The 19,250-nt window shown below is 37.3% G+C and carries 16 protein-coding genes; 10 read left to right on the forward strand and 6 right to left on the reverse strand.

The features are described 5' to 3' along the window. Positions 1-40: 40 nt before the first annotated feature. The 3 genes from QE422_RS07510 to QE422_RS07520 form a co-directional block, all read right to left on the reverse strand. Complete coding sequence (locus QE422_RS07510; protein ID WP_307456387.1) at positions 41-1,582, reverse strand: endonuclease; 1,542 nt, start codon at positions 1,580-1,582, stop codon at positions 41-43. Positions 1,583-2,068: 486 nt separating this feature from the next. Continuing rightward, positions 2,069-2,599 carry a DUF4136 domain-containing protein gene (locus QE422_RS07515; RefSeq protein WP_307456389.1) on the reverse strand — a complete coding sequence of 177 codons (531 nt, stop codon included), beginning with the start codon at positions 2,597-2,599 and terminating at the stop codon, positions 2,069-2,071. Between the two features lie 2 nt (positions 2,600-2,601). After that, entirely contained in the window at positions 2,602-2,784 is a 183-nt protein-coding gene (locus QE422_RS07520; RefSeq protein ID WP_029294953.1) for a DUF5522 domain-containing protein, read from the reverse strand. Between the two features lie 40 nt (positions 2,785-2,824). On the opposite strand from QE422_RS07520, the gene QE422_RS07525 reads away from it, so the two are divergent. Further along, positions 2,825-3,151: a hypothetical protein gene (locus tag QE422_RS07525; RefSeq protein ID WP_307456398.1), complete on the forward strand. Its 327-nt coding sequence runs from the start codon at positions 2,825-2,827 to the stop codon at positions 3,149-3,151. Positions 3,152-3,393: 242 nt separating this feature from the next. Here the strand turns inward: QE422_RS07525 and QE422_RS07530 are convergent, their stop codons facing one another. Continuing rightward, entirely contained in the window at positions 3,394-4,005 is a 612-nt protein-coding gene (locus QE422_RS07530) for a hypothetical protein (RefSeq protein WP_307456400.1), read from the reverse strand. A 73-nt stretch (positions 4,006-4,078) separates the two neighbouring features. Between QE422_RS07530 and QE422_RS07535 the strand changes: the two genes are divergently transcribed. The 9 genes from QE422_RS07535 (at position 4,079) to QE422_RS07575 (ending at position 17,726) form a co-directional block, all read left to right on the forward strand. Then, positions 4,079-4,981 (forward strand): 1-aminocyclopropane-1-carboxylate deaminase/D-cysteine desulfhydrase, encoded by a 903-nt coding sequence (locus QE422_RS07535; RefSeq protein ID WP_307456401.1) that lies wholly within the window; start codon positions 4,079-4,081, stop codon positions 4,979-4,981. Between the two features lie 66 nt (positions 4,982-5,047). Beyond that, entirely contained in the window at positions 5,048-6,106 is a 1,059-nt protein-coding gene (locus QE422_RS07540; protein WP_307456403.1) for a glucosaminidase domain-containing protein, read from the forward strand. Positions 6,107-6,190: 84 nt separating this feature from the next. After that, positions 6,191-7,474 carry a glutamate-1-semialdehyde 2,1-aminomutase gene (gene hemL, locus QE422_RS07545; RefSeq protein WP_307456404.1) on the forward strand — a complete coding sequence of 428 codons (1,284 nt, stop codon included), beginning with the start codon at positions 6,191-6,193 and terminating at the stop codon, positions 7,472-7,474. A 559-nt stretch (positions 7,475-8,033) separates the two neighbouring features. After that, a complete protein-coding gene (locus tag QE422_RS07550; protein ID WP_307456406.1) occupies positions 8,034-8,321 on the forward strand; it encodes a hypothetical protein in 288 nt (95 codons plus the stop codon). 138 nt (positions 8,322-8,459) lie between these two features. After that, positions 8,460-10,058: a T9SS type A sorting domain-containing protein gene (locus tag QE422_RS07555; protein ID WP_307456407.1), complete on the forward strand. Its 1,599-nt coding sequence runs from the start codon at positions 8,460-8,462 to the stop codon at positions 10,056-10,058. 3 nt (positions 10,059-10,061) lie between these two features. Continuing rightward, positions 10,062-12,086, forward strand: a complete 2,025-nt coding sequence (locus tag QE422_RS07560; protein ID WP_307456409.1) for a hypothetical protein — start codon at positions 10,062-10,064, stop codon at positions 12,084-12,086. After that, positions 12,067-13,716, forward strand: coding sequence for an RHS repeat domain-containing protein (locus QE422_RS07565; RefSeq protein WP_307456410.1), 1,650 nt, complete (start codon positions 12,067-12,069; stop codon positions 13,714-13,716). The genes QE422_RS07560 and QE422_RS07565 overlap by 20 nt, the downstream gene beginning before the upstream one ends. Positions 13,717-13,726: 10 nt before the next feature. Continuing rightward, the gene (locus QE422_RS07570; protein WP_307456412.1) at positions 13,727-17,314 is read left to right on the forward strand and encodes a DUF6443 domain-containing protein; all 3,588 of its coding nucleotides are present in this window, start codon (positions 13,727-13,729) and stop codon (positions 17,312-17,314) included. Positions 17,315-17,321: 7 nt separating this feature from the next. Further along, positions 17,322-17,726 (forward strand): hypothetical protein, encoded by a 405-nt coding sequence (locus tag QE422_RS07575; protein WP_307456414.1) that lies wholly within the window; start codon positions 17,322-17,324, stop codon positions 17,724-17,726. A gap of 316 nt (positions 17,727-18,042) precedes the next feature. Here QE422_RS07575 and QE422_RS07580 read toward each other — a convergent pair whose 3' ends face one another. Both QE422_RS07580 and QE422_RS07585 read right to left on the reverse strand, forming a co-directional pair. Then, positions 18,043-19,095 (reverse strand): hypothetical protein, encoded by a 1,053-nt coding sequence (locus QE422_RS07580; protein ID WP_307456415.1) that lies wholly within the window; start codon positions 19,093-19,095, stop codon positions 18,043-18,045. Next, positions 19,070-19,210 (reverse strand): hypothetical protein, encoded by a 141-nt coding sequence (locus QE422_RS07585; protein WP_307456417.1) that lies wholly within the window; start codon positions 19,208-19,210, stop codon positions 19,070-19,072. The genes QE422_RS07580 and QE422_RS07585 overlap by 26 nt, the downstream gene beginning before the upstream one ends. Positions 19,211-19,250 lie beyond the last annotated feature (40 nt).

The raw sequence follows: 19,250 nt of genomic DNA on the forward strand, positions 1-19,250 counted from the left end.
GCTTTTAAACCTCCATCATCCAGCTTCCATCACCCATCTTTTACTTCACAATAAATTTCAACGTTACATCGTCCAGCTTCAAAAGATAAATACCCTGCCCAGGATTTTTAATCCTGATCGAATTCCTGGTATTTTTAAAAGGCTGGTCAATCGTCTGGATTAATTTGCCCTGAAGATTATAAATTTCCGCTTTCCGAATAGATTCTGTTTTTCCTTTTACAAAAATTTCATTGCCTGAAACCGGATTGTTTGAAATCTGTAATGAATTCTGATTCAAGTCCGTCGCTGCCGGATAAAGGTTTTGAGTCTGTCTTGAAGTTCCCGAATAGCAGGTCCAGCTCAGGTTATCAATCGCTACCCGGTCGCTGGTTGAATTATTTTCCAGGGTAATCGCCACATTTCCGGAAATGTTGATGTTATTGATGGTAGTGGTCGTTGTATTGGAATTGTAAGGCACTGTTCCTACGGTATTTCCGTTTACTTTTACATTGAAGGTACCGTTTGATCCCGTGAATTTCAGCTGGGTGGTTACCGTTAGAGATCCGATCCCGTTGGCGGAACTGCCGGAAGCTAACGAACCGTCCCGTACGGTAATGGCTTTTGAAGAAATGGTCTGGTCGGTTCTGGCGTCTGTGGCGGTCCATGAAATGCCGTTATTCGTCCAGGTTCTCGTCAGGTAAGAAGCTGAGCTTGCGGTTGGAATGGTTTCAAACGTTTCGTTGGCACAGCCTGTTGAGCTTGGTGGGGTCGTGGTACCGGTACCGGAAGTAGATCCGGAGCCCCAGATCTGGCTTACATAATTCGGGTTGTCAATAAAAGGGTTCCGGTTTCCTTGAAAGGAGTAAGACGCGTTGTTCCGGTTGATCTCCGCCTGAGAAACAGGATCCTGGTTATGCCATGCCAGCAGGACATTCAGTTCCCAGGTCTGTAATCCCGGATATGCGGAGCTGCCCAGCATGTTTCCGGATGAGAACGTTGAAAGCCTGCTTTGGTACCTGGTTACAAAATAAAAGATCATCCGGGCAACATCTCCTTTAAATTCATCGATCGGCTCAAACACCGTCCCGGAATATCCTGAAGACGCGGATGTCCCCAATTTGGAACCGTTTTTAGAAGTAAAGCTGGCCGTTCCCACTTTCCCGAAAGGATAATTGGAACGCATCCCGTTTACTTTGCCGTCAGTCGCTCTGATGAAATGAATGTCCGAAACCATCGGAGAAGATTCATTGAATAAACTCTGCGGAACCAGGTGCTCCCGGTTGTAGCAGTTTCCTTCGACTGAATACGTTCCGCACTGGTTGGTTACGGGGGTAAATTTATAAGGATCGGTTCCTGACGGTTTTTCAGAATAAATGTCCAGAATCGAACCGTCATTTTCGTAGTTCTTGTCGATATCTGTGGTTTTATATCCGGTCCAGAGCCCGTTGTAGCCTTTGTCCTGGTGACCGTTGGTGATGATGTTACTCAATGCTGTTTTCAGGGATGCTCCTGAAAGACCGTTGGCCGAATTGTAATACCCGGAAGGGGCCTGGGCAACTGCCAGCCCGGAAGCCAATACCAAAAGAAATAGTGAATTTTTCATATAAATATTTAAGTAGGTAAGATTACTATAAATTTATCAATAAAAAATTACGGGATTGTTAATTTTAATAGTCAGCGAATAATAATTAAATTAAATAAATTTAATTTGGTGGTATTTGTCTGATTTTCAAATATTCATTTTTCAATACATTAACCCAGATTCTATTTGGGGTAATTTCAAAATTAATTTTAAGAAAGGTAAGGACTGCTATTGGAATTGGAAGATCCTAACGTAATTAAGTTTATTCATTTAATTTTAAATTATTAAATAAAATTAGGATGTACCATAAGTCAAAATTTTAAACAGTGTTTATTTTAACAGCTTAAAAAACTTTTTGATAGCCAAAGTCCATTGGTTGTCATATTAACTGTGGGTAACTTCCAACATCCCGCTTCCTTCTTCCGGCCTTTTATTCCAACTCATATCAAAACAAAAAAGCCAATACCGCAATGGCATTGACTTTCTATATATCTGATTAGTTGAATCTTATTTTCCCGGTTGCGGCGGGTAGTTTTTCATTATTTCCATCATGATTTCAGGAATCTGCTTTTGCTTGGCTTTCGGACGGTCTACGGAAATTCCGCTGCCAATTCCCTGCCAAACCAGTTTGTTGGATTTTGCATCTACCATATCCACAATAATGGCTCCCTCATTGTAATTGCTGGTCCAGGTTCTGTTCATCCCGATTCCCCAACCGAAAGGCCCGCCCCAGCCCCAGGCTCCGTATGGCGAAGTGGTCGTGATGTCGGTTACTTTTTTATGGTTGGCTTTTACATTGATGATCAGGTCAGGATTTTCGCCCGGCTGAAGACCTTTCGCCTGAAGTTGTCTCGACAACTCGTTTAAGACCCGGTCTTTATCAATATCATTCAGTTTAAGATCGTCGATTCTCAGTTTATACGTTCTGTACGTATTAAAATTAGCCGTACTCGCATAATCGGAACGTACATTAAAAGGACTGCAAGACGTTAAACCCAAAGTAGCCGAAGCTAGCAGAATAAAAATATAGCGCTTCATTTTTATTTATTTTTTTTATCGTTTTTAATAAATGTATCGGTCTTTTTATCGTATCCGTAAGGACAATGTCTACAGCCACTTTTACAGCAATGTCCTCTTTTCAAATGGAATTTTTCTGTAAAAACCTTATAACCCTGTTCGTTGTAGTAAAAGTCTTCACCTTCTTTGATGTCAAAAAGTGCCATAGGTTAAATCTCTAAGTAAAAAACTTTTATATTTGTTATTATGATAATTATATGCCAAAAGCCTTTAAAAAAATTAAAAATTAACGGCATTGCTCTTTTTCCTTTTATCTTCATAAGGAATCCCGAAGATAAGAAAAATAACGTATTGATCAACCACGAAAAAATCCACCTAAGGCAGCAGATTGAAATGCTCGTTATTTTCTTTTATCTTTTCTATGTTGTTGAATATTACTATTGGCTGGCCAAACTGAAAAACGCCGATCAGGCCTACCAGAGAATCTCTTTTGAAAGGGAAGCTTATGCGAATGAGCGCAACCTGAATTATCTCAGTGAAAGGCCGTTCTGGAGTTTCAGGAAATATCTTTAATATTCAAAATTCAAAATTCAAGATTCAAGATTCAAAATTCAAGATTCAAGATTCAAAGTTTAATGTTTAAAGAATCTCAAGTATTATTGTTATTCGGATTTTCGCAGAATCCACACGCGAATCTTTCCACGTTTTCTATAAGGGTGTGTTTAGATTCCTGCGAAATGACAGACGTTGCTTAATATTATGGTGAGATCTCTACAGAGTGTATAAATAGAATGTTTAAAACCTTTTAAAAAATATTATTTCTGATTTTCCCATTCCTGATCAAAATCTTTCTGCGTTTTTTCTGGGGCGAAATATCTGTCGTGATGTTTCCCGATGTCGTATGAAATAGCACGGTCTATCAGGAGGTTGAGATCAGGCTTTATCCATTCCGGAGAACCTTTTCTTTCCTGTCCGTTGGTATAAACCTTTAGGGCTTTGCCGTTCTTCATTTCCGCTTTTATCAGGAGACAGGTTTCTATATAAGCGCTGCATGGACGGCCTGTATATACTTCACTGGCCTCGCTTCCGTCGTTGAATGTAATTTTTAATTCGATGTAATTTCTGGGCTGGGTAGACTTTACTCCGTACCGGGCATAGCTTTCAATGGATTTTATGGATTGCAGAAACGCTATGGTATTCTGCCGTGCTTCAGGAATGTAGCCGGGATACATCACACTCTGGGTATGATCGTTTATTTCTTTATCAATCTCAGCATTCAGCATGCGGATCATTTTGTCATTTTGCCTGCCTGGAGTATCGAATTCTGATTTTGAGGGAAAATAGTTACGGAAAGCAATGAATGCGATTATTCCGCAAAAGGCGATAACAAAGGCGGCAATGAGTATAGAAACAGCGGTTTTTTTCATGGTTGTCATTTTTAAGTTTAGTTTAACTAATTTAAAAATTATCATTTAAAATAAATTCGGAAATTTGCATCTGATGAAAATCCCTGAAATACATATTCCTGTTATTGAAATTCCTACAGAAAAGAAAGTGAAGCTCTTTATGAAAAGGGAAGACCTTGTTCATCCTCAGATTTCCGGGAATAAGTATTGGAAGCTGTTTTTCAATATCAACAAGTATCTGGACCGAAAGCCGGCAAAGCCGTACATGATCACTTTCGGAGGTGCTTTTTCCAATCATATCGCTGCGGTTTCTGCGGTGGGGAATCTCGCAGGGGTTCCGACGTTGGGGATCATCCGAGGTGAGGAATTGAAAGACAAATGGCGTGACAATCCCACGTTGCTTTTTGCAAAAAGAAACGGCATGAACCTGCAGTTTGTAACCCGTGAAGAATACCGCCATAAAGAAAAGCTGACCGGATTTTTGCAGAAGGAATTTCCTGATGCTCTGATTATTCCGGAAGGCGGAACCAATGCCGAGGCCGTAGCCGGCGTGAGAATGATGCTGAATGAAGGAACAAAAGATTTTGATTATCTTTGCACTGCAGTCGGAACCGGGGGAACGATTGCCGGGCTTTCGAAATACAGCGAGGACCATCAGAAAGTTATAGGATTCAGGGTAGTTGATGATGATTCACTGGAAAATAGAATCCTGGAATTAACCTCAAAGAAGAATTTCAGTCTAATAGATTCAAGCTTTGGGGGTTATGGTAAAATAAAGGATGAGAATATCCGTTTTATCAATGATTTTAAAGAGAGATATAATATTCCTCTGGAACCGATCTATACAGGAAAAATGATGCAGAAAGTGTTTGAATTGATTGAAGAAGGTTTTTTTCCTGAAAACAGTAAGATTTTGTGCTTTCATACCGGCGGACTGCAGGGAATTGAAGGGGCGAACCTACTTTTGGAAAAACAGAACAGAACATTAATCGTATAAAGTAAAATTGAAAACATGAAACACGAAGTGTTCCATCTTTCTTTTTAAAACCATAAAAATTATAAGATGAAAAGACTTTTCACGCTGGTAAGCCTTTTAGTTTTATCAAAATTCTCAGCTCAGACCTGGGCTACTGAAGACCAATACATCCAGAAATTTGCAAAATACGCAGTAGAGGAAATGGAAAAATATAAGATTCCGGCTTCTATTACCCTGGCTCAGGGACTGCTGGAAACAGGAGGCGGGCAGAGCCGGCTGGCGCTGGAAGGCAAAAACCATTTCGGGATCAAATGTAAGGAAGACTGGACCGGAAAGACCATGAAGCATACCGATGATGCCCCGAATGAATGCTTCCGTGTATACGATGATCCGAGGCAGTCTTACGAGGACCATTCGATCTTTTTATCCACCAGAAAATATTACGCGAATCTTTTTAATTTAGATATGAAAGATTATAAAGCGTGGGCTACCGGACTGAAAAAGGCGGGATATGCTACCAATCCCCGTTATGCATCGATCCTGATCGGTAAAATTGAACGGTACAAATTATATGAATTCGATAATACCAGCTCCAAGGAAGTGCTGTATGCGGTTCTGAAGATGTATCCGGATCTGAAAAACGACGTGAGCTTCATGGCCCAGATGGATTCTGAAAAGTATGCTAAAAAAGCTAAAGTACCGGTGACTGTCGAAGTTCCGTACAAACAGACTTCTTATGCCCAGCAGCAGAAAAGGGTAGAAAGAATCAAGACCAGGGCGGAGATGATGAATACGATTCTCATAAAAAGCCACCCGAACGACGGCCTGAAATACATTATTATTCCTGAAGATACCAATGTAGAGTTTATCGCCAAAAAATTTAAAATCAGTGAAAGCAAGCTGATGAAATGGAACGAGCTGGAAAGTAATGTGCTGAAAAAAAATGAGATTGTGTTCCTGGAATCCAAAAATTCCGAAGGAAATACAGCAACCTACAAAGCCGAACCCGGCGAAGACATGCATGATATCGCTCAAAAATTCGGAATCAAACTAAACAAGCTGTATGCAAAAAACAGAATGGATGAAGGCCAGAAGCCTACACCAGGACAGCTGATCTACTTAATTGATAAAAAACCCAGAAATTAAATTGTTGATGGTTTTTGGTTAATTGTAATTAGTAAATATTATTAATAACACCCAACCAAAGTTCCGCCAACCAATCCTTATATAATGAAATACCAGAGAAGTTCGGCTTTATTTGATGAAGCTTACCAATACATTCCCGGCGGTGTAAATTCACCGGTCCGTGCATTCAAATCCGTAGGAGGAGTGCCTGTTTTTATGAAATCTGCAAAAGGAGCCTACCTTACCGATGCCGATGACAATACCTACATCGACTATATCAATTCCTGGGGGCCGGCCATTCTGGGCCATACCCATCCTGAAGTATTGGAAGCATTGAAAATCCAGGCCGAAAAAGGGTTTTCTTTTGGTGCGCCAACGGAACTTGAAACGGAAATCGCAAAATTTATCGTCGAAAATGTCCCGAATATCGATCAGATCAGAATGGTCTCTTCAGGAACAGAAGCCTGTATGAGTGCTGTCAGGTTGGCCAGAGGTTTTACCGGAAGAGATAAGATTGTAAAATTTGAAGGTTGCTATCATGGGCATTCGGATTCATTTCTTATCAAAGCGGGAAGTGGAGCAGCCACTTTCGGAAATCCGAATTCTCCGGGCGTAACGGCAGGAACAGCAAAAGATACTTTGCTGGCAAGATACAACGATATGGAGCAGGTAGAAGACCTGTTCAGACATAATCAGGGTGAAATTGCGGCGGTTATTATTGAGCCTGTTGCCGGAAACATGGGTTGTGTCCTTCCTGAAAACGAATTTCTTCAAAAGCTGAGAACCATCTGTGATGAAAACGGAGCATTACTGATCTTTGACGAGGTAATGACCGGCTTCAGGCTGGCATTCGGAGGAGCGCAGGAGCTTTTTAATGTTAAGGCGGATCTCGTGACCTACGGAAAAGTAATCGGCGGTGGACTTCCGGTCGGTGCTTTTGCAGGCAGAAATGAAATCATGGACTATCTGGCACCGAAAGGTGCGGTTTACCAGGCAGGGACTTTAAGTGGAAACCCTCTGGCCATGAGAGCCGGACTGAAAACCTTGCAACTGATCAAAAATGATCCTGAATTCTTCAACAGGCTGGAAAAAACCACGGAAACGCTGGATTTTGAAATCGGAAAAATCCTGAATGAAAAAGGAATTGCCCATAAAATCAACCGAAAAGGATCGATGATGTCCGTATTTTTCCATACGAACAGAGTTGCTAATTTTGACGAAGCCCAGGAGGCCAACCATGCTTTGTTTAATAACTTCTTCCACCAGATGCTGCAGAACGGGATTTACCTTCCGCCGAGCGGCTATGAAACCTATTTCATCAGTGATGCTATTAAAGATAACGAGATCGATAGGACGCTGGAAGCAGTGAGAAAGTTTGAGTACTCTTAAAAGGTCGATGGTGAATTCCTCCGGGTGAATGGTGAATTTTAAGTTTTTTTAAAATTGACTTGCGCAGCAAAATTGACGATTCACGATTCACTGTCATGGTGAATTCTTTCAGGTGAATTGTCAATCTGTTCGGGAGAATAGTGAAGATTTTGGTTGATTTAAAATTGACTTGCGCAGCAAATTGACCATTCACTATTCACTTGTCAATGGTGAATTCTTTCAGGTGATTTGTCAATTCCTTTGGGTGAATAGTGAAGATTTTTGATTGATTTAAAATTGACTTGCGTAGCAAAATTGACGATTCACGATTCACTTGTCAATGGTGAATTTCTTCGAGTGAATTGTCAATTCCTGAGGTTGAACAGTGAATTTTTAGTTGATTTAAAATTTATTTGCATAGCAGAATTGACAATTGACCATTCAATTAAATAAAAAAAGACGTAGTTTTTGCTGCGTCTTTTTTTGTTTAGTAATCAATAATTTAATATCAAATTAATACTTGTGAAATCCTGAAAATTTTTGAACAGCTTATTTTTATGCCATAAAAAACATTCAGATCATGCATAAAATAATTAAAACAGGAGAGTGGAAATATTCCGGCAATACCTATCTGCCGATCCTACTGGTGGAGCAGGATCCTGCACATTTGCCACCATCTGCATCCGTTGCTTTTTCATCAAACATCGGAAAAGACAGGACAGTCTATTATCTGCATTTCGGAAAATATCTGATCGATGAAAAAGGCTATGTCTCCTCCGACAGCAGTTCGCGCCCCTTTTTGTCCGTACAGGAAGCAATGGGCTATGCAGAAAGAAATATTGAGATTCTGAATTGGAATATGGATTAATAAAATAGTATTGGCTTTTTCGAGTAAAAACTGATAATACAATCTATTATTTGTCTGAAATGATAAAACGACTCTTTTGATAGATAGTTAAATATCTTTTGCGAAATTTTAAAATTAATAAATATAAATACTAAGAACATGAAAATACTCTACATGAGTGCACTTACTTTATGTGCAGTGCCGGGCATTTCGGCCCAGGAAGTAGTCTGGCAAAAAGACATCAGATGCTCGACCCAGGATTTTTTAAGCCAGATTACCACAACCATCGACGGGCAATATCTTATTTCGGGAAGCAGTATCCAGCCCAATAAAATTTCTTCAGACAATAAACAAAATAACGGCTACAACTATCATTTGGTCAAATTAAACCAAATGGGTGAACAGGTTTGGGAAAAATATTTCTCCGGGAAAAACCATGATTTTTTATCCGCTACCGTTAATACGCAGGAGGGCGGATTTTTGCTTGCAGGAACTTCCTACAGCGGAAAAGGCCTGGATAAGAAGGACGAATCTAAGGGCGGAAGTGATTTTTGGCTGATCAGAGTAAATGAATTTGGTGACGAATTATGGCAGAAAACCATTGGTGGGGCTTCGGATGAAGAAGCGAGAGCTGTGATTCAGACGACGGATTTTGGGTTTTACGTTGCCGGAAACATCACCCTTCGAGAGCCTCAGGGTACTTTCCAAGGGTACGGTTCCAAAGATGTGCTTATTATAAGACTTGATAAAAACGGAAAAGAAATCTCACAGCTTGTTTTAGGAGGAAGAGGATTGGACGAAGTGGAAAAAATGATTCCAACGATCGATGGCGGAGCCTTGTTAGGGATCTATTCCAGAAGTGGAGCGGTGGCTGGAAGTAGCAAAGCCATTAACCATCAACCAAAAACCACCTCCAATTATGGCGAAGGTGATTATCACATCGTCAAGCTTAATAATGAAGGCAAGGTAGAATGGGAAAAGAATTTCGGTGGAACAGGTGACGATCATTTGAGAACTTTGGCGATGACATCCACGGGTTATCTGATCGGCGGGGAATCAAGATCGGAAAGATCGGGGAATAAAACCATAGGTATTGAAGAAGGGACTGACCTATGGTTAATCTCCGTAAACACGATAGGCGAAGAGGTCTGGCAGAAGTCCTACAATTTCAAGAACCGCGATGTTCTGATGGGCATGAGTGTTCTACATGCTTCCGACGATAAATCTACGAAAGGGATTTTATTGGGCGGCTACACGCAGGTAGAAGGAAGGATTGAAACGGATGATGAAAAGTTCTGGATGCTGTATTTGGATCAGAACGGGAATGAGCAGTGGAGAAAGCACATCAAAGGCGAATCCAGCAAAAGAGAAGAACGGCTATCAGATATTAAGCTGAACCGCGACGGTTCGATCATCCTGGCAGGAACCAGTGCCGAAGAACTGGGTAAAGAGAACTGGAAGATTGTAAAGCTGGGTGACAAGCAGGTTGACCAATTGATCGAGAAACAGGATATTAAGATCTATCCGAATCCGGTGAGTGATTATGCGTATGTGGAACTTGGGTTTGAGGGTATGAGAGAAGGAGCATTTGGAGCGGAGATCACTGTGTATGACATGGGCGGAAGGCAGCTTCAGAATATTAAGACAAAAAACAAAATAACCAAAATCAACACACAGCCGCTGGTTCAGGGAGCTTACCTGGTATCGGTGAAAACGGATGCAGGGAAAACGGCGAGTGCTAAAATTATTAAGAAATAAAATATGAAAAATAAGTTAAGCTTACTATTTACAATTCTTGCTATAAACTACATTTATAGTCAACAAAACAATAATCAATACGACTACTATAAAAATTATAACAATACGGAAAGAATTACCCAAAAACCATCTGACTGGTCTTTTAAAGATTATTCTAAAGACGGTACTGTCGATGTTTCAACAGGAAAATTTGGACTTTCACTTCCGGTTTGGATTATTAAAGATCAAGATATGGAATTACCCATTGGGCTATCTTATTCAACTTCAGGAGTAAAGTTAGATCAGAATTCTTCTGAAGTGGGGTTAAATTGGGAGTTATTTGCAGGTGGAAGTATTATCAGAAAAGTAAATGGTGTCCGGGATGAAATACAAGAAGCAACATCACCAAGTGGAGGAACGACTTTAGTAGAATATGCTGGTAATGCAGTTCCGACTAATACAAATGGGGGTATACTCGGATCCGGAACAAATGTTTTCACTACAACACTAATGAAAACAGGATCAATGTACTTTGTAAATTCTTTTTATAATATGTCGACATATAATGAGAAATTTCCAAGAATTCATAGTGATAATTATTATTCTGGGATGCCGGTCAATATCACTCCGCCAGCATTGGAAAATATTCCGCAATCTGTTTACGAAATAAATAGGGCTCAATATTCTAAAGAATATCAAAGAGATATATTTAAATTTAGTGTAGGTGATTTTAGTTTTAATTTTGCTTTAATTGATGAAAATCCTAATGATCCATTTACGGGACAAATAGCTTTGCCATTGGATGAAAAAGGAATCAAAATTGAATTTGAAAAGAAATTTGCTCCAACAACCAGCTTGTATAATGTTTGTGAAAATTGCCAGGAGACAAGTATTTTTACAAAATTTATTGTAACTGATAAAAAAGGAGTTAAATATTATTTCGAAGAATATGAAATTGTGGAAAACGAATATGTATATGATTATTATCGTTTTCCGGTAGATCCGACAGTAGATTCTTCGCCATGGTTATTGATAAGAGACGAGGCTATATCTGCACAGTTTAGGAAGAAAATTTTTCAGCATCTCATGAAATCTGCTAACGTAGATCGTTGGTATCTTACTAAAATTGAATATCCAAGCGGGAAAAAAATTAATCTAACCTATACTACTGACAAATATGCTGAATTTTTTGTACAGCAGAGAAAGCATGACGGAGAATATCTTGGAAATTCTAATAATACCGTACCAAAATATAATGCGGGATATTTTGATAAAATGAGAAGCTACACACGTAAGAAATATATTAATTCAATTTTCGCCGAAGATTTTAATACAAAAATATATTTTAACTATACAAGTTACCGTCCGGATTATATAACTGGAGGAAAAAATTTAGATAATATTCGTGTTATGGATAATCATAATTCAATTATTAAGCAGATTGTTTTAGAAAAAGAGTTTTCAAATGCGGAAATTGAAGAAAATTCGCAGGATTATCGTATGTTTCTTTCTTCATTTAAAGAAATGAAAATTACAGATAAAAGTAATTATAATAACAATAATATTGTTGATAATCAATATAGTTTTCTATATAATTCTATAAACCTGCTTCCACAAAAAAACTTTTTACCATACACTGATTTATTTGGATATTACCTAGGCAATCGAGGTGCAGCTACAGTGCTATCAAATCTTGCGTTTCCAAAACTTTTTCTTTATCCAGATGAAACTGATGGAAATAGAATATCTTATGAGCCCTATTCGCAAACAGCAGTTGAAACTAATGGCGTTGACAGAAGGCCGATAAGAGCAGATGGTCCAAGTGAGGGGTCATTAAGCGAAATAATTTTCCCCACAAAAGGAAATTTAAAAATTACTTATGAAGCTAACACTTATTTTTTTGATAAGGGATTAAATAAAAATCCTTATGGACCAGGAATAAGAGTAAAGAAACTCGTTCATGATAACAACAATAATAACCAAACAATCAAAGAATACTACTATAATAAGTTTACAGATAATCATTCGAGTGGAAATTTTATTATATAAGCCTTCTTTTGCCTATATCTCAAATCATGTTGCGAATAATCAAATTAATCAGGATAATTCTCTTAATTCCTCTCCTCAGGATTTTATGAATTTTTATAGATTTAATATTTTTACAACAGCACGTGAATTAGAAATACAAGGTCTTGATTCAAATAGCATTATTAAAAAAATGGTGGTATTGTCAAATCAAAACCTAGGGCCTCAGTCAGATATTTTTGGAAGAGAAATACTATATACAAATGTTACTGAAAAAACCATTAATTCAAAGAATAATACTGAGAGTTACTCAAAGAAATTTTATAATTTTTACGAAGATAATTCTACTGAAGTTAATGCTATAAGCGGACCTACCGATGAGCCAACTTATATAAGTCCTGGAAATAAATATTTGCATCATATTGATAAAGTTACTGATATATATATGCCTTGGAATGACTCATATACAAGTATAAACTATAAAATGTCTTACGGATTTGTAGAAAAAAAAGGAAAAAATATTTTTCCTTTTCCGGATAGGAATTATTTTGATATGAATAATGAGCTGTTAAATGGGAAAAATATTAAGACTGAATATCTGAATAGCGCAGGAAATATTGTTTCAGAGGAAAACTTTGTTTATGAGCCATTAATTACAATAGATAAAGCATTACATCTATTGAGGAACAGAAATTTTCAAGTTTCTTCTGTAGCTACTCATGTTTTTAATGCAACTGATCCTTTAAAAAGATCTGTCGAACTAGACTCTTCGGTACCTACTTATAGTAGAATGTATCATCATTTTGAAAGATATAGAAGGGCTATTATATTTTTTACAGATACCAATCAATACTTTCAGCGACCATTACGACTAAAGACTAGTAAACGTAAACTATATTTTCAATCAGGAGAATCTGTTGAAGAGATTACAAATTATGAGTACAGCCCTTACCAATATGCTTTATCATTACAAAAGAATCTATCTTCAGATGGTAATATATATGAGACCAAATTTAAATATATCAATGACATTTCCTCAGGAAACAATGATTATGTTGCTTTTGGTCTTACAGGAATACCTTTAATCATTGAGAAATTTAAAAACAATAAGCAGATCTCAAAATCATTAATAACCTACGGGCGAGATTGGATTGGACATGAACATATGCGTCTTTCAAAAGTGGAAGATATAAAAATAAATACGATTAATGGAAATGAGGAAATTATTAATCAAAGAAAAATTACGCAGTATGATGATAAGGGTAATATTTTGGAATATAGTACAGAAGAAGGAATTCCTGTAACTATGATTTGGGGATACAATAAAACCTTACCTATTGCAAAAATAGAAGGCGCAACTTATAGCTTAGTTTCTCAATACGTTTCAGATATTATTGCTAAATCTAATAATGATACAGATACATCTTCCGAACAAATATTAATTGATGCTCTTGATGCTTTTAGAAAAAATACAGCATTTGTCAATTATCAGATTACTACATATACCTATGATCCTTTGGTAGGAATTACAACTACCACTTCACCTTCAGGAATGCGTGAAACTTATCAATATGACAAATTGGGCAGACTGGAAAAAATAATAGATGTTGATGGAAAATTGATAAAAGAAATGAAATATAACTTCAAACAATAAACACTTAATCATGAAAAAATTTTTAAGAAGAATAATTCTGTTCTTCAATATATTTTTAATAGGAATTTTGCATTCACAAACCTCTTCTGAAAATTATGTTTATTCTTCCACATGCCTGGATGCAGATTGTATTAAGAAATCTGAAACCGTAAAATATTTTGATGGTTTAGGAAAGCCTATTCAGATTATTAGTGTAAAATCTTCGCCCGGAGGTAAAGATGTAGTTGTACCCTTGGAATATGATGGATACGGGCGATCTGTTAAAAGTTATCTTCCTATTCCTCAACAAACGACAGAAAATGGAAATATATTTACGAATCCGTTTTCATCTGCAACTGCTGTTTATGGTAGCGAAAAATACTTTTCTGAGAGTATACTTGAGAAGTCTCCATTGGGTAGGCCTGAAGAAAAAATAAGTGTAGGGAATGACTGGATAAATCATTCTTCAAAACTTGAGTATGATACAAATTCGCCAAATGATAATGTAAGGAAGTTCTCTACAACTACAATGTGGTCATCAGATATGACTATTTCTACTGTAAAATATGAAAATAACTATGAACCATCTCAATTGTATAAACTAACCTCTATCGATGAGAATAATCATAAAAATATAATTTTTAAAAATAGTCAAGGACAGTTGATTTTATCTAGGAAGGTCCTTAGCCCTAAAGTTAGTATAGACACTTATTTTATTTATAATGAATACGATCAGTTAGCAGCCGTTATTACTCCTAAAGCAGTAAACGAGTTTTTTGATGTTTATGGTGCTGGAATTGACGATCAAATACCTGATGATATAATAAAAAATTTGTGTTATCAGTATCGTTATGACGGTAGAAATCGCTTGGTTGAGAAAAAGCTTCCGGGAAAGAATTGGGAATATTTGGTATATGATAAACAGAATAGGGTCGTTTTATCCCAAGATGGTAATCTTGGTTCCTCAAAACAGTGGGCATATAATAAATATGATGAGTTTGGAAGATTGGTATATTCCGGAATTTATACCGGTTCGCAAAATTACGGAAGCCAAGGCCGGAATTTTGAACAAAATATCGTCAATACGAAAGGTAGTAATAATACTTTAAGGACATCTTCCATCGGTTTCACAGATGTGAGTGGTATGGAATTATATTATAATAATGATGCTTATCCCAATACAGATATAAAAGTATTAAATGTAAATTATTTCGATTTTTATCCTCAATATAGCTTTAATCCCGCTTTTCCTATTACAATTCAGAATCAGGAAGTGCTTAATGATGATCAGATTACTAATAATAAAAGTACAAAAAGCCTTTCCGTATTAAACTTTATTAAAAATATTGAAGATAATAATTGGACTAAAATATATACCTATTATGATAAAAAGTCAAGACTTATCGGAAGCCATTCAATTAATCATTTAGGCGGATACACACGTGTTGAAAGCCAACTGGATTTTTCTGGAGCACTTCAGAAAATAGTAACATCTCATTCAAGATTGGCATCTGATGTGACAAAAAGTATAACGGAAACCTTTGAATATGACCCTCAGTACAGATTAAAAAAGCACTGGCATCAGGTCGGTCTGAATACTCCCGAATTATTAACCGAAAATATATATAATGAGCTCTCGCAGATTGTCAGTAAAAATGTTGGAAATAATCTTCAAAGTATTAATTACACTTATAATATCAGAGGTTGGCTTACGAAAGTAAATGATCCGCAATCTCTGAGCGGAAAGTTATTTGGCTACGAATTAAAGTATACAGATCCTGTTTATACATCACTGACGCAAGGTAGATACAACGGGAATATTGCAGAGGTTGATTGGGCATCATCAAAAGATGGTGTTCTCAAAAGATATTCTTATCAATATGATGATCTTAACCGTTTGAGAAAAGGTATCTATTCCGAGCCCAACAATTCTCTTCCCCAAAACGAATATTATAATGAAGCTGTAGATTATGACCTCAATGGGAATATAATTTCTTTGCAAAGAAATAGAAAACTGGAGAATGTTGGCAGGCAGCAGATCGATAATTTAGCTTATTTCTACACCGGAAATAAACTGGATAAAATAGTAGAATCCCAGCCTAATTACTTTGGTTATCCTGAATCGTCTGGAAACCTGATGAATTATGATAGTAATGGAAATATGACAGATCATATTGACAAGGGCCTTCTGGAAATTAAATATAATTTTTTAGATCTTCCGGATTATGTTAAATTTGATCAGTATGTAATGCGTGACGATCCTTTTGGATTTGGACTGACCGCACAATATAAAAATACAAGTTACCTCTATCGTGCAGATGGAACGAAATTAAAAAAGATTCATAATTATTTTTCCGGACGTAATCAGAATAATGCTTCCAAAATTACAGAATATCTTGACGGTTTTCAATATAATTATGATTTAAATAGTCTTGGAGTTCCAGCAACTTCACAAGGACTACAATTTGTGCCGACTTCTGAGGGATATTATGATTTTGCCCAAAATAAATATATTTACCAATATAAAGATCAGGTTGGAAATGTAAGATTATCATTTTATAAAGATAGTAATGGTATTGCACAGATAGACAGAACTACTGATTTTTATCCTTTTGGATTAGAGTTTGGTGGAGATAAATCTTTGAATACAACGGGGAGCCTATCTCCAGACTATACTTATTCTTTTCAGGAACAGGAAAAGCAGCAGGAAACAGGATGGTATTCATTTAAATGGAGAAACTATGATCCCTCCATGGCCAGGTTTTTTAATATAGACCCGTTAAGTGAAGTATATGCCTATCAGTCGCACTATAATTTTTCCGAAAACAGAGTCATTGATGCAAGGGAATTGGAAGGGTTAGAAAAAGAATTGGTTAATTCAGGCGCAAGTTTTGATGGAATGTCATATGATGGCGGGGTAGAATCTACTCTTACCTGGGGCGATGGCCTGAAAGGAGCTGATATTGAAAGAATCGTTTTACAGGGACAGGCAGTTGATAATAAAACAGATGCTTCCGGAAGCTTTAATTGGTCCGATGCAGGAAGGACTGCTGTAGGTTTTGTACCTGTTGTAGGAAGCGGGTTTGATATTTATGAAGGGGCAAGAGATGGTAACTGGGTACAGTTTGGTTTTGGAGTAGGTGGTTTGGTATTAGACGTTGCCACATTAGGCTCAGGATCAATAATCAAAGGAGGAGTGAAAACTCTGGGAACCCATCTGATTGAAGAGGGAATGGAGAAGGCAGCTAAAGAAGCTGCGGAAGAAATAGTAGAGAAAGAAACTAAAAATTTAGCATTAGGTTTAGGAGATGATTTGTTTAATTTTGCTGAGCATCATGGTTTTGAAACTTATAGGGATTTCTCGACAGGATTTCAAAAAAATAAAATTTTAGATGCCATGAAAGCTTATGATAAGATACATTTTAATACTACTGGATTTGGGAAGGTTAATTTTTCTAGATTTAAACCAAATACTCCAATTTCTTATAGAAATTATACAAATTGGGAAATGCACACTATTATGAATGATCCGGCATTATTACAAAAAACTACTTTCTACAATAAATCATTCGATGGAACTTATAAAATTATAGATAATTATTCACCTTTTTTTAAATAAAAATTATATGATGTTTTATTCAAACAGAAAATTTAAAATATGGGCATATACTACAAGCCATCAATCATTATTATTAAGAAGCTATCTTCAACTTTATGATGAAAATGGCTATTCAGATGAAACGTCTTATAATATTGATTTAGAATTTTCAGGTGTGGAATATATGGATATGATTACTACTATAAATTCGTTGTCACTATCAATTATAGAAAAAGGAAATTTGCCTGATGATCTAAAAAAAGATAATGTATTTCGAGGAAAAGTCTTTGAAATATTATCAGAAGATAAAAGAAATTTAATAATTGCCGATAGTTTAATTATAGGTACAAATAGATGGATATATGAAGATAGGATATTTAATTATGATTTAGATTTGAAACATGATAATATCATATTATGTGTGCCACATTAATAATGCCAATTCTGCAATAAATAAATTAGTTTATATTAATTTCGTGAAGTATCTGATCGATAAAATGTCTATATCTTAGCAGACGGCAGCTCGCGTCCGTTTTTGTCAATATATGAAGCAATCAGTTATGCAGAAAGAAATATTGAAATTTTGAACTGGAATATGGATCAATAAAAGAATCAGTCTCACAACTCAATGATGTGGGTTGAAAATCGACTGTACGAAAATCATTCTCAGACAGAAGGTCGAGAAAAATCATAAAAAAGTCCGTTTTCACTAGTTGTGAGACGGACTCTTTGTATTTTGATAAAAGTGTTTATTGTAAGGTAGACCACCCAATCGCCCAAGCCGGGTTGGCCATCTTATTTCCGGCACCGGTAGCGTCGGATTTTTCCGTATAAGTATTGCTGAGCAAAGTTACAGTGGCTCCTGCGGTTGAGGTCGCGGTGATTTTGCTGGTGACATTCGTGTCAAAAAATACATTCGTAATTTTACTTTGTCCGTTCAGATAAGTAACGGTAGCATCGCCGGCGATATTGAATCCTTTTGCCCAGTTTGAAACCACCACATTGTCAAAATTGGCGTATGTTCCTGAAGATAAAGTGATGGCGTTGGATTCCCCCGAGGTTCCGCCAAGCAACGTAATATTTTTAATGGTAGGGCTTGAAATCGGAGTTGCTACGGAATTAGAAGCATTGTTCATTCCTTTGATCCCGGTATTTCCTGTGCCGTTGGTTTTTCTTTGGGTGAAGAGGGTGTTGACAGTCCCAATCCACCCATCGGTCCATACAAAGGCGTCGTCTGCATTGCCTAAGGAGGCGATATTGGATACATTTACCGTCCCTCCGTACAGCTGGATTCCGTCCTCAGCACCATTAACCAGAGCGATATTTTCCACTTTGGTTCCGCTTCCCACACCGAACAGCGAAAGCCCATTGAATTTTACGGTAGTCGAAAAGTCAGCACCAGCATTTTCAATCCGTACATAGGTCAGAGATCCTGAAGTATCTGTAGCAGAAGTTCCTCCGTAGACGGCGGTTCCGATTTCAGAAGTACCTGTTGTTCCGGTATTGATGGGTGCTTTTCCACAGATAATCACACCGCCCCAGGTTCCCGGAGTGGCTGCCGATGAAGTAAAGGAAACCGGTGAAGCAGGAGTGCCGTTGGCATAGATCTGCCCGCCCTGTTCTACCAGGACATATGAGGATGTGGTTGCCGTAGCTACAATTCGGGTTCCTGCAGGGATAACAAGTTTTCCTCCGTCTTTTACCCGCACCGGACCATTTAGTACATATACTTTGGTAGGATCTAGGGTAACCACCTGTCCGCTGATAACATCACCTTTAAAGTTTGCTGGGATCCTGGGCAATTCCTACAACAGCAGTGGTTGCAATTTCATCATCATCTTTATTGCATGAATTCATGATCAGTGCAGTGCCTATAAGAAATGCAGCCGGGATTATCTTTAAATGATTTTTCTTCATAATATTTCATATTTTACTTCCTCACGAGAAATTTTTCAAC

The sequence above is a fragment of the Chryseobacterium sp. SORGH_AS_0447 genome, assembly GCF_030818695.1.
In the GTDB taxonomy this organism is placed as follows: domain Bacteria; phylum Bacteroidota; class Bacteroidia; order Flavobacteriales; family Weeksellaceae; genus Chryseobacterium.

What these genes read in the sequence shown, in the direction of transcription:
- QE422_RS07510 (WP_307456387.1), bottom strand. Translation starts at nt 1,582, where the DNA reads ATGAAAAATTCACTATTTCTTTTGGTATTGGCTTCCGGGCTGGCAGTT.
- QE422_RS07515 (WP_307456389.1), bottom strand. Translation starts at nt 2,599, where the DNA reads ATGAAGCGCTATATTTTTATTCTGCTAGCTTCGGCTACTTTGGGTTTA.
- QE422_RS07520 (WP_029294953.1), bottom strand. Translation starts at nt 2,784, where the DNA reads ATGGCACTTTTTGACATCAAAGAAGGTGAAGACTTTTACTACAACGAA.
- QE422_RS07525 (WP_307456398.1), top strand. Translation starts at nt 2,825, where the DNA reads ATGATAATTATATGCCAAAAGCCTTTAAAAAAATTAAAAATTAACGGC.
- QE422_RS07530 (WP_307456400.1), bottom strand. Translation starts at nt 4,005, where the DNA reads ATGAAAAAAACCGCTGTTTCTATACTCATTGCCGCCTTTGTTATCGCC.
- QE422_RS07535 (WP_307456401.1), top strand. Translation starts at nt 4,079, where the DNA reads ATGAAAATCCCTGAAATACATATTCCTGTTATTGAAATTCCTACAGAA.
- QE422_RS07540 (WP_307456403.1), top strand. Translation starts at nt 5,048, where the DNA reads ATGAAAAGACTTTTCACGCTGGTAAGCCTTTTAGTTTTATCAAAATTC.
- hemL (WP_307456404.1), top strand. Translation starts at nt 6,191, where the DNA reads ATGAAATACCAGAGAAGTTCGGCTTTATTTGATGAAGCTTACCAATAC.
- QE422_RS07550 (WP_307456406.1), top strand. Translation starts at nt 8,034, where the DNA reads ATGCATAAAATAATTAAAACAGGAGAGTGGAAATATTCCGGCAATACC.
- QE422_RS07555 (WP_307456407.1), top strand. Translation starts at nt 8,460, where the DNA reads ATGAAAATACTCTACATGAGTGCACTTACTTTATGTGCAGTGCCGGGC.
- QE422_RS07560 (WP_307456409.1), top strand. Translation starts at nt 10,062, where the DNA reads ATGAAAAATAAGTTAAGCTTACTATTTACAATTCTTGCTATAAACTAC.
- QE422_RS07570 (WP_307456412.1), top strand. Translation starts at nt 13,727, where the DNA reads ATGAAAAAATTTTTAAGAAGAATAATTCTGTTCTTCAATATATTTTTA.
- QE422_RS07575 (WP_307456414.1), top strand. Translation starts at nt 17,322, where the DNA reads ATGATGTTTTATTCAAACAGAAAATTTAAAATATGGGCATATACTACA.
- QE422_RS07585 (WP_307456417.1), bottom strand. Translation starts at nt 19,210, where the DNA reads ATGAAGAAAAATCATTTAAAGATAATCCCGGCTGCATTTCTTATAGGC.